12 protein-coding genes are annotated in these 12,684 nt (G+C 57.9%); 5 read left to right on the top strand and 7 right to left on the bottom strand.

Going from position 1 to position 12,684, the window contains the following annotated elements; all coding sequences use genetic code 11:
* Positions 1 to 14: 14 nt before the first annotated feature.
* The 6 genes from RZS32_RS05295 to RZS32_RS05320 form a co-directional block, all read right to left on the bottom strand.
* Positions 15 to 314, bottom strand: coding sequence for a 4a-hydroxytetrahydrobiopterin dehydratase (locus tag RZS32_RS05295; RefSeq protein ID WP_317055981.1), 300 nt, complete (start codon positions 312 to 314; stop codon positions 15 to 17).
* On the bottom strand, positions 311 to 1,495 hold the full coding sequence (locus tag RZS32_RS05300; protein WP_339106830.1) for a GNAT family N-acetyltransferase: 1,185 nt from the start codon (positions 1,493 to 1,495) through the stop codon (positions 311 to 313). Before RZS32_RS05300 ends, RZS32_RS05295 begins: the two co-directional genes overlap by 4 nt.
* A 50-nt stretch (positions 1,496 to 1,545) precedes the next feature.
* On the bottom strand, positions 1,546 to 2,313 hold the full coding sequence (locus tag RZS32_RS05305; RefSeq protein ID WP_317055982.1) for a glycerophosphodiester phosphodiesterase family protein: 768 nt from the start codon (positions 2,311 to 2,313) through the stop codon (positions 1,546 to 1,548).
* The gene (locus tag RZS32_RS05310; RefSeq protein WP_317055983.1) at positions 2,310 to 2,771 is read right to left on the bottom strand and encodes a RidA family protein; all 462 of its coding nucleotides are present in this window, start codon (positions 2,769 to 2,771) and stop codon (positions 2,310 to 2,312) included. The genes RZS32_RS05305 and RZS32_RS05310 overlap by 4 nt, the downstream gene beginning before the upstream one ends.
* A gap of 120 nt (positions 2,772 to 2,891) precedes the next feature.
* Positions 2,892 to 4,199, bottom strand: a complete 1,308-nt coding sequence (locus RZS32_RS05315; RefSeq protein ID WP_317055984.1) for an HlyD family type I secretion periplasmic adaptor subunit — start codon at positions 4,197 to 4,199, stop codon at positions 2,892 to 2,894.
* Positions 4,196 to 5,935 (bottom strand): type I secretion system permease/ATPase, encoded by a 1,740-nt coding sequence (locus tag RZS32_RS05320; RefSeq protein ID WP_317055985.1) that lies wholly within the window; start codon positions 5,933 to 5,935, stop codon positions 4,196 to 4,198. The genes RZS32_RS05315 and RZS32_RS05320 overlap by 4 nt, the downstream gene beginning before the upstream one ends.
* A gap of 211 nt (positions 5,936 to 6,146) precedes the next feature.
* Between RZS32_RS05320 and RZS32_RS05325 the strand changes: the two genes are divergently transcribed.
* Together RZS32_RS05325 and RZS32_RS05330 are read left to right on the top strand one after the other, a co-directional pair.
* Positions 6,147 to 6,899 carry an MlaA family lipoprotein gene (locus RZS32_RS05325; protein WP_317055986.1) on the top strand — a complete coding sequence of 251 codons (753 nt, stop codon included), beginning with the start codon at positions 6,147 to 6,149 and terminating at the stop codon, positions 6,897 to 6,899.
* Positions 6,889 to 7,494, top strand: coding sequence for an MlaC/ttg2D family ABC transporter substrate-binding protein (locus tag RZS32_RS05330; RefSeq protein ID WP_317055987.1), 606 nt, complete (start codon positions 6,889 to 6,891; stop codon positions 7,492 to 7,494). Before RZS32_RS05325 ends, RZS32_RS05330 begins: the two co-directional genes overlap by 11 nt.
* 36 nt (positions 7,495 to 7,530) lie before the next feature.
* On the opposite strand, the gene RZS32_RS05335 is transcribed toward RZS32_RS05330, so the two are convergent.
* Positions 7,531 to 9,672 carry a transglycosylase domain-containing protein gene (locus RZS32_RS05335; protein WP_317055988.1) on the bottom strand — a complete coding sequence of 714 codons (2,142 nt, stop codon included), beginning with the start codon at positions 9,670 to 9,672 and terminating at the stop codon, positions 7,531 to 7,533.
* Between the two features lie 252 nt (positions 9,673 to 9,924).
* Between RZS32_RS05335 and RZS32_RS05340 the strand changes: the two genes are divergently transcribed.
* The 3 genes from RZS32_RS05340 (at position 9,925) to RZS32_RS05350 (ending at position 12,673) form a co-directional block, all read left to right on the top strand.
* The gene (locus RZS32_RS05340; RefSeq protein ID WP_317055989.1) at positions 9,925 to 10,263 is read left to right on the top strand and encodes a P-II family nitrogen regulator; all 339 of its coding nucleotides are present in this window, start codon (positions 9,925 to 9,927) and stop codon (positions 10,261 to 10,263) included.
* Between the two features lie 19 nt (positions 10,264 to 10,282).
* Entirely contained in the window at positions 10,283 to 11,608 is a 1,326-nt protein-coding gene (locus tag RZS32_RS05345) for an ammonium transporter (protein WP_317055990.1), read from the top strand.
* A gap of 168 nt (positions 11,609 to 11,776) precedes the next feature.
* Positions 11,777 to 12,673, top strand: a complete 897-nt coding sequence (locus tag RZS32_RS05350) for a CPBP family intramembrane glutamic endopeptidase (protein ID WP_317055991.1) — start codon at positions 11,777 to 11,779, stop codon at positions 12,671 to 12,673.
* Positions 12,674 to 12,684 lie beyond the last annotated feature (11 nt).

Below are 12,684 nucleotides of genomic sequence, written 5' to 3' on the forward strand. Positions count from 1 at the left end.
TAAAAGCGCCCGCCTTATCCTTGGGCCAGATCATCCATCTTACGGGCCAGTTTGATGTCCAAAGCGCTCAAACCGCCAACGTCATGCGTGCTCAATGTGACCTGCACGGTTTTGTAGACATTGAACCACTCCGGGTGGTGGTTCCATTTCTCGGCCCAAAGCGCGGCGCGGGTCATGAAGCCGAACGCATCCACGAAGTTCTTGAACTGAAACTCACGGTGGATCGCATCTCGCCCGTCCACCATAGCCCAGCCATTGGCCAATAGTGGCGATAACTCCGTGTCACGCTCTGCATCGCTCAGCTTCTCGGTCATTCCTGTTCCTCCACCTGTGCTTTCTTGAACGGACCATAGGCCGTTAGAATTTCGATATCCTCGGACACGGCCTGACGCTCAGCATCCAGATACCGCGCAACGGCATCCCCGAAAGACGGATCGCGAAACCAGTGCAAGGAGTGTGTCTCAACCGGAAGATATCCGCGCGCCAGCTTGTGCTCCCCTTGCGCGCCCGCTTCGACACGCTTGAGGCCGTTCGCAATCGCGTAGTCAATCGCCTGATAATAGCACAGCTCAAAATGCATCGCCGGATAGTGCGCCGTGCAGCCCCAGTAGCGTCCGAACAAGGCATCGCGCCCGATCATGTTCAAAGCCCCGGCGACTGGTTCACCGTCACGCAGCGCCAGCACCAACAGGATATCGTCGCGCAGCATGTCATGCGCCATGTCAAAGAACGCGCGCGTCAGATAGGGCATCCCCCATTTCCGCGCGCCGGTATCCTGATAAAAGGTCCAGATATACTCCCAATGCGCGGGCCTGATCTGATCCCCTGTCAACTGCACGATCTCAACGCCGCAGCCTTGGGCCTGCGCACGCTCCTTGCGGATATTCTTGCGCTTGCGCGAACTGAGCGAGCCCAGGAAATCATCAAAGCTTTCGTAGCCCTTGTTGAGCCAGTGAAACTGTTGCGTGGTGCGCGGCAGAAGACCCATTTGAGTGCCATTTTCCCGCTCACCTTCGGTGCAGAACGTGACATGCAAGGATGACAGGCTGTGCCGATCCGCCAACTGCACCGCCGCCTGCACCGACGCCTCTTGTCCAGCTCGCTCATACCCCGGACGCGTCAGGAACCGCCGTCCGGTGACTGGAGTGAACGGCACGGCCAGTTGTAGCTTTGGGAAATACCGCCCCCCGGCGCGCTCATAGGCATGCGCCCAGTTGTGGTCAAAAATGTATTCGCCCTGGCTGTGCGACTTGGCATAAAGCGGTGCGCAGGCGATCACCTGCCCGTCCATTTCCGCTGTCAGATACTGCGCCTGCCATCCGGTGCCGACGCCCACCGACCGGCTGTCTTCCAGGGCTTTGAGAAACCGGTAGGTCGTGAACGGGTCATCTGGCCGACCGGTTGTGGCCTCCGGACAGGCGCAGGTGTCCCAGTCCTCGGCCCGGATTTGGGCGAGGCTGTCGCAGACGCTGACGATGACTGATCCGCCGTCCATGCCAATCCTTTGATTACATGCTCTTCAATCTGGTCTGCGCGGGGCCCGCTTCAAGCAGGGATCTCGGCGAGATAGCCCTCAAAGGTCACATTGTCGGCAACTTGGCGCGCAAGCGCTTCTTGCTGCGCTGTGCGGATGGTCCAGCAAAAAACATCCGCGCCCTTGGTCTTCAATTCGGCCACGCGTGGCCTCAAAAGATCGTCCGCCTGATGGCTAATGAAACTGGCCCCCACTCGGTCAAAATCGGGGATATCGCGCAGCCTTTCGCGAACAGGCTCGTCAAGTTCCGGCCAGTTCTTTTCCCTGTAGGGGCTTGTGACCAGCCCTCGTGGAACATCCGGGACAAGCTCGGCCAAAAGGGCGACCATCTCGGGATTGAACGACATCAGACCCACCGCACCCTCGTAGCCCTGCAACGCACGGGCGGTGGCCTTTTCCAGACGCCCATCGGTCACCCCCATCTGGCCATGCTGATCCTTGAGCTCAATCAGCATCGGCGCACGGCCCGCGACCAGTGTCAGTATCTCTGACAGCGTCGGGATACCGTCTGATCCACCTTTCAGCGGGATCTGCGACAGCCCCGCTGCATCATGCTCCAGAACCAAACCGCATTTGGACGTGAGGCGATCCAGATCATAATCGTGAAACACCATCGCCTCACCATCACGGCTCAGCTGCAGGTCAATCTCAATCCCATAGCCGTGATCCAGCGCAGCCTGAACCGCCGCGCGTGAGTTTTCTGGCCGCCCGCCTGCCACATCGTGCAATGCGCGATGTGCCAGCGGCGCCTCGAAAAAGGACCGGTGCAGCCGGATCATTTGATCTGAAACACGCCTTCGATTTCGACCGCCACACCAAAGGGCAGCGCCGGAGACGACACTGCGGCGCGGGCATGTTTGCCGGTCTCGCCCAGCGCTTCGCCGATAAAGTCGGATGCGCCGTTGATGACTTGGGGCTGATCCTTGAAATCATCGGTAGAATTGACAAAGCCACCCAGTTTGACGACCCGTTGCAGCCGGTCAAGATCACCGCCGCAGGCCGCCTTCACCTGGGCCAGCAAATTGATGGCACAAACCCGCGCTGCCTTGGCGCCCGTGGCGACATCCATGTCATCCCCCAGCTTGCCAATCATGAGCGTGTCACCATCTTTTGGCAGCTGACCTGACACATAGAGCATGTCGCCTACCTGAACATAAGGCACATAATTGGCCGCCGGTGCAGGCGCATCAGGAAGTGTGACCCCCATCTCTGCCAGTTTGCTCTCAAATTTGCCCATCGGCCTCGTCTCCCGGATTCGTTTCGCCTGTGGACGCTAGCCGCAGTGCTCGGCAAAGAAAATCAGGAAAAACTGTTTTTGCAGCGATGATTTGTTCAGATCATATCGGTGCAGGCGGAGTTACTCGCGAAATGCTTTGGAGAAATAGTCGCTGAGCGGTTTGACCAGATAGGCCAGCGGCGTGCGGTCTTGCGTGCGGATAAACGCCTCGACCGGCATTCCGGGGATCAGGGTCACATCTTGCGGCAGACGTGCCTGTTCCCCTTCGCTGAGTTCAATTTCGGCGCGATAGTAGCTCCGATGTGTGCCTTCCTCTTCGAAGGCATCGGCCGAGATTTGCATCACCTGCCCGGTGAGTTCCGGCGTGCGTCTTTGGTCGAGCGCCGAAAAGCGCAGGATGACATCCTGGCCCAGGTAAATCTTGTCGATATGAATGGGCTCGACCCGCGCGTTGATTATGAGCGGGCGATCTTGCGGCACAATATAGAGGATAGGATCTGCAGGCCGAACGACCGACCGCAGGGCAAAAACCTGTAGGTCATACACAATACCGGACACTGGTGCACGGATATCCAGCCGAGAGAGTCTTTCCATAAGCGCGCGACGCTCTTCCAGAAGCTCCAATTCGCGGTACTGCTGATCGCGCAGGGTGGCGATGGCCTCTTCGCGTTGTTGCGTGCCGAGCTTGAGCACTTCAATGTCGATCTCCGTCATGCGCCCTTCGGCCTGTGCCACCTGCGCCGCCAAGTCGCCCATCTGTCCGGAAAGACGCGCTCTTTCGCGTTGCAGTGTCAAAACGCGTGTCGCTTGGGCCAGCCCCTGATCCAGCAGCGCCTGTTGGTTGGCCAATTCAACATCAATCAGCTCAAGCTGTTCTTGCAACGCAGTTGCCTGAGCTGTCAGGCCGGTGATCTGATCCACGATTTGCCGCCTTTGCTTTTCAAGCTGCGTGATCTCCTGTGCGGTCGTTTCCGCGCGCGCAGCCAGCAACCGCGCCTGGCCTTGCAAAAGCCCCGAGACATCCGAATTTGCCAAGGCGACTTGCTGGAGTAGCGGGTCAAAATTGATCCCGGGCGCTTCGTCGCGCTCGGCTTCCAGCCGCCCACGCCGCGCCATCAGCTCAAAAAGCTGGCTCTCGGTGATAGAAAGCTGCGACCGCAGCGCGGTTGGATCAAGCCGCAACAGCACATCACCTGCGACGACGAAATCTCCCTCATCGACCGCCAGTTCCGCCACCACGCCGCCATCAGGGTGCTGCACCACCTGCCGGTTTTGATCGACCTCGATCCGACCTTCCGCGACAATCGCTCCGGAAATCGTGGTGAGCGCCGCCCAGGTGCCAAAACCGCCCAAGAGAACAACCACACTGAAGATGCCGATATAGAGCGGACGTCGCACCGACCAGGCATTGCGCTTGGACACAGTCATTGCACCCCCCGAAGGCCATTGCCGCCAATCACATCGAGATGGTTTTTAACCACATTGCGCAGCACGTCATCTTTAGGGCCAAAGGCGCGCACGCGACCACCGTCCAACATCAGGAGTTTTTCGCATTCCTGAATCGCTGCAGGACGATGCGCCATGATCAAGACCGAACAGCCCTCGGCCTTAAAACTGCGGATGGCGGTGTTCACAGCCTCGCTGCCCTCATTGTCGAGGTTTGAATTGGGCTCATCAAGAACAAGAAGCACAGGATCGTCATACATCGCGCGCGCCAGGCCGATGCGCTGCATCTGTCCACCCGACAATCGCCCGCCACCCGGTGTAACCGGTGTATCGTAGCCGTCGGGCAGCTTGAGGATCATTTTGTGAGCATCCGCTTTTTTGGCAGCGGCAACGGTCTTGTCCGGATCGGGTGTGTCAGCCAAACGCGCGATATTCTCTGCAATTGTGCCTTCAAAAAGCTGCACGCGCTGCGGCAGATATCCGACCAGTCCACCCAGCGTACTTGCCTCGTATTGATCGAGCGTCGCCCCATCCAGCCGAACCTTACCTGCCGCCGGATACCACAAACCCGTCAGCGCACGCGCAAGCGAAGATTTCCCGGCGCCCGAGGGACCAATCACTCCAACGGCTTCTCCGGGGTGCACCACAAAACTGACATTGCGCAGTGCGGCCTGTTTTTCACCTGGCGGAAAAACTGTGAGTTGGCGCACATCCAGATGCGCGTTGGGGCGCGGCAGCGGTATACGTGCACGTTCTGGCGGCACGGTGCCGAGCAAATCGGCAAGCGACGCCCATCCACGAACCGCACGGTGGACGGCAGGCCACTGGCCAACCGCCAATTCCACGGGGGCCAGCGCTCGGCCCAATAGAATAGACCCGGCAATCATTGCCCCGGGGGTCAGGGATCCGGCCAAAACCAAATACGCCCCCAGCCCGAGCATTGCTGATTGTAAAAACAACCGGAACGTTTTTGTCGTCACACTGAACGTGCCCAAAAGATCCGATGACTGAATTTGGGTGCCAAGCGCCACATCTCGCGCCGCCTTCCAGCGATCAAATGTCGCGCTGCGCATACCCATGGCCTGTACCATCTCCGCCTCGTTCCGGATCTGGTTGGCAATCTTTTCCGCTGCCACAGACGCCGCGGTCGACCGCCCTGTGGGATAACGCGTAACACGCTGATTTATAAAGGCGATTGCAATCAACACACCCCCTCCGCCCAAGGCCAGTGACCCCAACCAGGGATGGAAAATCCAAATTCCCGCCAGAAAGAGCGGCGTCCAGGGAATGTCGAAGCCTGCCATCAAAACAGGCGACGCCATCAGCCGCTGAACCGACTCCAGATCACGCAGACCCGTTTCGGTGTTTTCATCGGGCTCCAAGGCCGCTTTGCGCACCACAGCATCAAACACCCGTCGATCCAGCCGGGATTGGAACCGGGCCGCAACCCGGCCCATGATTCGCCCTCTCGCGTAGTCTAGAAGACCCATCATCGCATAAAGAAAAAGAACCAGAGCCGACAAAGCGATCAGTGTTTCGACCGAACGGCTGCCCAGAACACGATCGTAGACCTGCAGCATGTAGATCGGCCCGGTCAGCATCAAAAGATTTACAAAAAAGCTGAAAACGCCAACGGTCCAATACAAAATACGGCTTTGTTGACGCGCCTCACGGAGCTCTTCCAGCCCCACGTCGTAATGTGACCTGCGTGATTGCATACTTTCTGAGCTGCCTGTTGCCTACTGCGCTTGAAATGGTCGGTGTGTCCGGCCTAGAGTGGTGTCACCGAACAGCCACATGGCGCGGGCGACGTGAAGGTTCGTCTGGGCACTGGTGCTCGATGGGTTATGTATGCGCTGAACTGATTTAAAGATTCCTTAAACCGTGAATTACTCTCGTCTCTGTCTACCTAGCCGCGCGTTGCGCTGTATGCTGCCTTTGCTCCTGATTGTGGGCCTTGCGGCCTGTGCAAAAGCACCTGCCGGATTGCCCTCGGATGCTGTTTTCGACCCTTACGAAGACCACAACCGCGAAGTCCACGAGTTCAATCGCTCACTTGACCGCTCAATCGTGCGCCCCGCTGGCGTGGGGTATTCGAACTTTGTGCCTGACGATATCGAAGACGCGATCAGTCGGTTTGCCTTTAACCTGTCGCTGCCTCGCTCAATTGTGAACAGCATTCTGCAAGGCAATATGCTGGCTGCAACAGAAGACAGCTATCGGTTCCTGGTCAACAGCACGATCGGCCTGGGTGGCGTCTTCGATGTTGCGACCGATTTGAACATGCCGGCGGCAAACGATGCCGACTTTGGCCAGACACTGCATGTCTGGGGCGTGCGGGAAGGCGCCTATGTGGAATTGCCTCTGCTCGGGCCTTCGACAGAGCGCGACACAGTCGGTCTTGTGGTCGATATTTTCACCAACCCGCTACTCTATATCCTTGAATCACCAGAAAATTACTACGGAACGGTAGCAGCGGTGTCATCTGGACTGTCCAACCGGGGACGGTTTGCGGATACAATTGATTCGGTGCTTTACGAAAGTGCTGACAGTTACGCGCAGGCGCAGTCGATCTATCTGCAGAACCGCAGATTTAAGCTTGGCAACGGCTCAGACGGCGCGTTTGCTGATCCTTACGATGACCCAGCGCTTGCTCCATTTGAGGTGCCTGATGATGAATGATCTGAACCGCCGCCATGTCGTGTCGTTGCTCGCTGCGAGCGCTGCTGCATCGACGTTACCTGCCTCTGCAGTCGCACTCACCGAAGCGCGTGCCAAATCTTTGGTTGATCAGGTCGTGGCCGACATCAACCGCGTCATCGCCTCGGGTAAATCCGTGAACGCCATGATCCGTGATTTCGAACGTATTTTTGGTCGATATGCGGATGTAAACATCATCGCACGCTCTACACTGGGTCAGGACTCTCGCCGCGCGAGTTCCGGTCAAATGCGCGCCTTCACCAAAACCTTCCAAAGCTACATTGCACGCAAATATGGCAAGCGGTTTCGCGAGTTTATTGGCGGGCGCATCGAGGTCAAAGGCGTGCGCAAGGTTAAATCCTGGCATGAAGTCAAATCGCTTGTGTATCTCAAGGGGTCCTCTCCGTTTAATGTCCTCTTTCTTGTCTCGGACCGTTCCGGTCGGGACCTGTTCTTCGACATGGTGATCGAGGGTGTCAGCCTGCGTTTGACCGAACGCACCGAAATCGGTGCCATTCTCGACCGCAACAAGGGCAATATTGACGGGTTGATCGCGGATCTGAAGAAAGCTGGTTAGGGCTGGTACGCTCCAAGCCTGATCCGGGTTACCTGTTTACCGCCCAAAGAGATCCTTCAGGAAATTCTCGAAATTGGTGTTGCGGCGTCTTTGGCGCTGTACCGGTTGTGGCTTGGGTTTGGGCTGTGGCCGCAGCATAGGTAGTGGCTTGGGATCAATTCCTTCATTCACACGCACCATGGTTTCATGCCAAATCTCTGCGGGTAGACCACCGCCCGTAACCCCGCTCAACGGCGTGTTGTCGTCATAGCCCATCCAGACACCAGCCACATAATCCGCCGTAAAGCCCAGAAACCAGGCATCGCGCGCGGCCTGTGTTGTGCCGGTTTTGCCCGCCGCCTCGCGATCCGGCAGTTTGGCGCGCCCACCTGTGCCGCCATGCACGACATTGTACATCATCCACGTCAGCTCGCGGGCAGCTTCCTCACTGATCACACGTTCCCCGATGCCGCCGCCCGTGCCCATCAATGGCGTGTCATCGCCCATCAGCTTGAGTTCAATCAACCCATAAGGCGTCACAGACGACCCGCCATTCAGGATACCGGCATAGGCGCCTGTCATCTCAAGCAAGGTGCTCTCGGACGCCCCAAGCGCCAAAGCCGGTCCATCAGCCAATTCATTGTCGATTCCGAAATCAGTGGCCACTTGCCGCACAAGGTCCCGCCCCATGGCTTCCGAGACTTTTACAGCAGCGACATTGAGTGAGCGTTTCAAGGCGTCAGTCAGCGTGACCGTTCCGTAGTATTCCCGCGTATAATTCTGCGGACACCAACGGCCTGAGCCGGGAATGTCCATACAATAAGGCTCATCCCTGACAGTCGAGTCATGGTGATGACCAAGTTCCAGAGCCGTTGCATAGACAAACGGCTTGAAGGCCGACCCTGTTTGCCGTTTGGCCATGGTCGCGCGGTTGAACGCACCAACCACCTGCGACTTTCGTCCGCCGACCATGGCGCGCACGGCCCCGTCGGCGCTCATCACAACAATCGCCGCCTGCGCCTCTGACCCTTCGCGCACCTTGTTCTCGAAAACCCAATCCAGCGCCTCTTCCGCCGCGCGCTGCATGCGCTGGTCCAGCGTCGTGCGGATGATCACGTCTTCGGTTGTATCTCGCGTAAAGAACTCCGGCCCGGACTCCATCACCCAGTCGGCAAAATACCCGCCTGCCTGCCGTTGCGCCGCTGCTGACAATGTCGCCGGATTGTCCTGTGCGGCCTTCATCTCAGAGTCGCTCAGATACCCTTGCTCATTCATCAGCCGAAGCACCGTGGCCGCGCGGCCCTGTGAACGCTCCAGATTAGTGGTCGGTGCCAGACGTGTCGGGGCGGTCAAGAGACCTGCCAGCATCGCCGCCTCTTGCGGCGCGACTGTTGCAGCTGGTTTGCCAAAATACCTTTGTGCCGCAGCTTCCGCGCCAAAGGCGCCGCCGCCCATGTAAGCGCGGTTAAGATAGATCGAGAGGATCTCATCCTTGGTGTACTTGAGTTCCATCGCCAACGCATAAACGGCCTCCTTGGCCTTACGCGAGATCGACCCCCTACGGCAGTCGCGGACATATTCGGCCTCGGATTCCCAAGCATCGGCCTCATATTCGACTCCCAGGCACAAAAGCTTGGCTGTCTGCTGCGTGATGGTTGAGCCGCCATGTCCCGAGAGCGGCCCCCGTCCCTCACTGAGGTTAATCTTCACCGCACTGGCAATGCCCCGAGGGCTCAGCCCGAAATGCCGATAGAACCGCTTGTCCTCCGTCGCGACCACCGCGTTGCGCAAATGCGGGCTGACTGTGCTAGCTGTGACCACGCCACCAAACTGATCGCCGCGCCAGGCGAACACTTCCCCATCGCGATCCATCAACGTCACCGATCCCCGTGCGCGGCCATCCAACAAGGCGTTGACGTCCGGCAACGTAGAGTAGACATACCCAACGGCCAAACTCAGCAGGATAAGCACCACGGCCCCAACGCGCCATGTCACCTTCCAGAAGAGGCGCAAAACCCAACGCACCAGGCGTTGCAAAAGCCCGATCAATCCTTTGCGCGGTGGTCTTGATGACTTGCGACGACGTTTTGTAGGTGTCTTACGGGTCGTGGTCGCACGCGTTTTGGCCGGCTTTCCAGCCGGTTTTTTGTATCGCTTCTCAGCAACTAGGCGCGGTGATTTTCGCCCCGATTTCGTCATGCTCAACCTGCCCGGTCATATTTATTTTGACCTAGTTTATCGTGCCCGGATTTGAATGTAGAGACCCTAAGCTCGTCGCAATTCAGATTCTTATTTGTTTAATTTTTAGTCATTTCAAACTTTTTGCGCATATTTTGTGCAATTTTCGCGTTTTCGCCAAAGCTGATCCCTCACAAACCCTTCCCGCACGCCGGTCTTGGCGCATTTTCTGCGCATGCAAACAAACCGCTCATCCATTGGAAAGGGACATCCGTGAAACTCATCATCGCGACCATCAAGCCGTTCAAGCTTGAAGACGTCCGCGAAGCGCTGACCGACATAGGCGTACGCGGCATGATGGTGACCGAGATCAAAGGCTTTGGCTCGCAGTCCGGTCACACCGAAATTTACCGCGGCGCGGAATACGCCGTCAATTTCGTGCCGAAAATCAAACTCGAAATCGCTGTTGCAGCCTCGATGGTCGATCAGGTGGTGGAAACCATCTCGACCACAGCACGGACCGGCAAGATCGGCGACGGCAAGATCTTTGTGCTGGATGTCAGCCAGGCGATGCGCGTGCGCACCGGCGAAACCAACGAAGATGCGCTCTGATCGGCGCGGGGGAAAGGACATGACTATGCAACGCTACACTCAATTCGGTCTTGCCGCGGCGGCAATGATCGCTTTGCCGCAGATGGGCCTGGCCCAGGATGCGGCTCCGGGCTTTGATGAAATCGGCCCCTATATCATGACAACTCTGCTGTTTTGTATGGCGGGTTTCCTGGTCTTCTTCATGGCCGCAGGCTTTGCCATGCTCGAAGGCGGGCTGGTGCGCTCCAAGAACGTCACCATACAAATGACCAAGAATATCGGCCTCTACTCGATTGCGGCCATTATGTATTGGCTGATGGGCTTCAACCTGATGTATCCGGGCGAGTTCAACGGCTATGTCGGAAGCTTCTTTGTTCCAACGACGCTTGATCCTGTGGGCGTTGCGGCGGCTGACGCGGCCTTGGACTATGCCTCAGTTGGCTCAGACTTCTTCTTCCAGCTGGTGTTCGTTGCCGCCACAGCCTCGATCGTATCGGGTGCTCTGGCAGAACGGATCAAACTTTGGCCGTTTCTGATCTTCGTCGTTCTCCTTACCGGTGTCATGTACCCAATCTCAGGCTCCTGGCAGTGGGGCGGCGGCTGGCTCTCTGAAGCAGGTTTCTCTGACTTCGCAGGCTCCACCGTGGTGCACTCCGTGGGTGGCTGGGCTGCTCTGGCCGGTGCTATCATCCTTGGACCGCGCCTTGGCAAATACGGCAAGGACGGCAAAGTGAACCCAATCCCGGGCTCCAACCTCGCCCTGGCCACACTCGGCACATTCATCCTCTGGCTCGGCTGGTTTGGCTTCAACGGCGGCTCGCAGCTTGCCATGGGCACTGTGGGCGATGTCTCTGACGTCAGCCGCATCTTTGCAAACACCAACATGGCCGCAGCAGCCGGTGCAGTGACCGCTCTCATCCTGACGCAGGTGATGTACAAGAAACCTGACCTCACCATGGTGCTCAACGGCGCCTTGGCGGGTCTGGTCTCGATCACCGCTGAACCACTCGCCCCGACACTCTTTGGTGCGCTCTGGATCGGCGCTGTGGGGGGTGTGATCGTGGTGCTGACCGTGCCCATGCTCGACAAGTTCAAGATCGACGACGTGGTCGGCGCCATCCCGGTTCACCTCTTTGCCGGCATCTGGGGCACCATTGCTGTGGTTTTCTACAACAGCGACGCAAACCTGGGCACACAGCTCATGGGCATTGCCGCCTACGGTGTCTTCACCTTCGTGGCCAGCCTTATCGTCTGGGTCATCCTCAAGGCCGTCATGGGCATCCGCGTCGGCGAAGAGGAAGAGATCAACGGTCTCGATGTCTCCGAACTTGGCATGGAAGCCTATCCAGAGTTCTCTAAAGGGTAATCCAAAGCGTTTCGCGATAATCTGAGAGTCAGGTTTATCGCGAAACGCTTTATCTTCTCCTTCCAGATTATCCCTTTGAACCTGACCCGGGCGTGCGCGCCCGGGTTTTTTCATGCGCATCCGTTAAGAAACATTGCAGGTCCCGGCCCGCAGCCCTAGCTTTGCGTCATGCGTCGCGCCTATTCCGCCTTTGAACAGCTTGTCGCTCCCGCACGGCCCAGCGCGACACCTCTGCGTCTGATCCTGGGGCTGGTGCTTTGTGTTGTGCTGGTGTTCACCTTTGTGATGCTCACCTCAGCGGTGCTCAACTCTGCCATGAGCGAGGACGCGCGCGCCGCATTGGACAGCTCTTTGGACAAGGCCAGCGACCCAACCGGGGTTCTGGTGAACCTCTTCATCTTCGTTTTCGTGCTGGCAGCCCTCGAAATCGCGTTACGGCAGGTCCATGGCCGCAGCCTTGGCAGCGTGATTGGCGACTGGAACACGGCAAAGTTCCAGTTCAAAAGAACCTGCGGCTATCTGCTAGGGCTTTATGTCGTGCTGATGGTTTTCATGCCCAGCGATCCCGACATTGCCCCACAGCTCAACCTGGAATTTGGCACCTGGATCCTCTATCTGCCCCTCGCCCTGCCCGCCCTGCTCATTCAGGTCGGTGCCGAAGAGGTCTTGTTTCGCGGGTATATGCAAAGCCAGCTTGCGGCGCGCTATGGTCGCCCGCTTGTCTGGATTGTGCTGCCATCCGTCATATTCGGTCTGTTGCACTATGACGCTGAGCTTAATGGCAACAACGCCTGGCTTGTCGTGCTCTGGGCCACAGCCTTCGGCGTCGTTGCTGCTGATTTGACCGCGCGCTCAGGAACTTTGGGACCCGCCGTTGCCCTGCATTTCTTCAACAATTTCTATGCCATATTCGTCGCTGCGCCGTCTGGCTACTTCGATGGCATGGCGCTTTACACCTATCCTTTTGAAATCAGTGATGATCGCGCCGTCTGGGCTTGGGCCCCTGTGGACCTGATGATGCTCTTTGTCAGCTGGCTGACGATACGGCTGGCCTTGCGCCGCTGATTGCATTTCCC

Source organism: Roseovarius sp. W115, assembly GCF_032842945.2.
Lineage (GTDB): Bacteria > Pseudomonadota > Alphaproteobacteria > Rhodobacterales > Rhodobacteraceae > Roseovarius > Roseovarius rhodophyticola.

Excerpts from the sequence above, each read along its gene's own strand:
- RZS32_RS05295 (WP_317055981.1), bottom strand. The coding sequence starts at position 314 with ATGACCGAGAAGCTGAGCGATGCAGAGCGTGACACGGAGTTATCGCCA.
- RZS32_RS05300 (WP_339106830.1), bottom strand. The coding sequence starts at position 1,495 with ATGGACGGCGGATCAGTCATCGTCAGCGTCTGCGACAGCCTCGCCCAA.
- RZS32_RS05305 (WP_317055982.1), bottom strand. The coding sequence starts at position 2,313 with ATGATCCGGCTGCACCGGTCCTTTTTCGAGGCGCCGCTGGCACATCGC.
- RZS32_RS05310 (WP_317055983.1), bottom strand. The coding sequence starts at position 2,771 with ATGGGCAAATTTGAGAGCAAACTGGCAGAGATGGGGGTCACACTTCCT.
- RZS32_RS05315 (WP_317055984.1), bottom strand. The coding sequence starts at position 4,199 with ATGACTGTGTCCAAGCGCAATGCCTGGTCGGTGCGACGTCCGCTCTAT.
- RZS32_RS05320 (WP_317055985.1), bottom strand. The coding sequence starts at position 5,935 with ATGCAATCACGCAGGTCACATTACGACGTGGGGCTGGAAGAGCTCCGT.
- RZS32_RS05325 (WP_317055986.1), top strand. The coding sequence starts at position 6,147 with ATGCTGCCTTTGCTCCTGATTGTGGGCCTTGCGGCCTGTGCAAAAGCA.
- RZS32_RS05330 (WP_317055987.1), top strand. The coding sequence starts at position 6,889 with ATGATGAATGATCTGAACCGCCGCCATGTCGTGTCGTTGCTCGCTGCG.
- RZS32_RS05335 (WP_317055988.1), bottom strand. The coding sequence starts at position 9,672 with ATGACGAAATCGGGGCGAAAATCACCGCGCCTAGTTGCTGAGAAGCGA.
- RZS32_RS05345 (WP_317055990.1), top strand. The coding sequence starts at position 10,283 with ATGACTATGCAACGCTACACTCAATTCGGTCTTGCCGCGGCGGCAATG.
- RZS32_RS05350 (WP_317055991.1), top strand. The coding sequence starts at position 11,777 with ATGCGTCGCGCCTATTCCGCCTTTGAACAGCTTGTCGCTCCCGCACGG.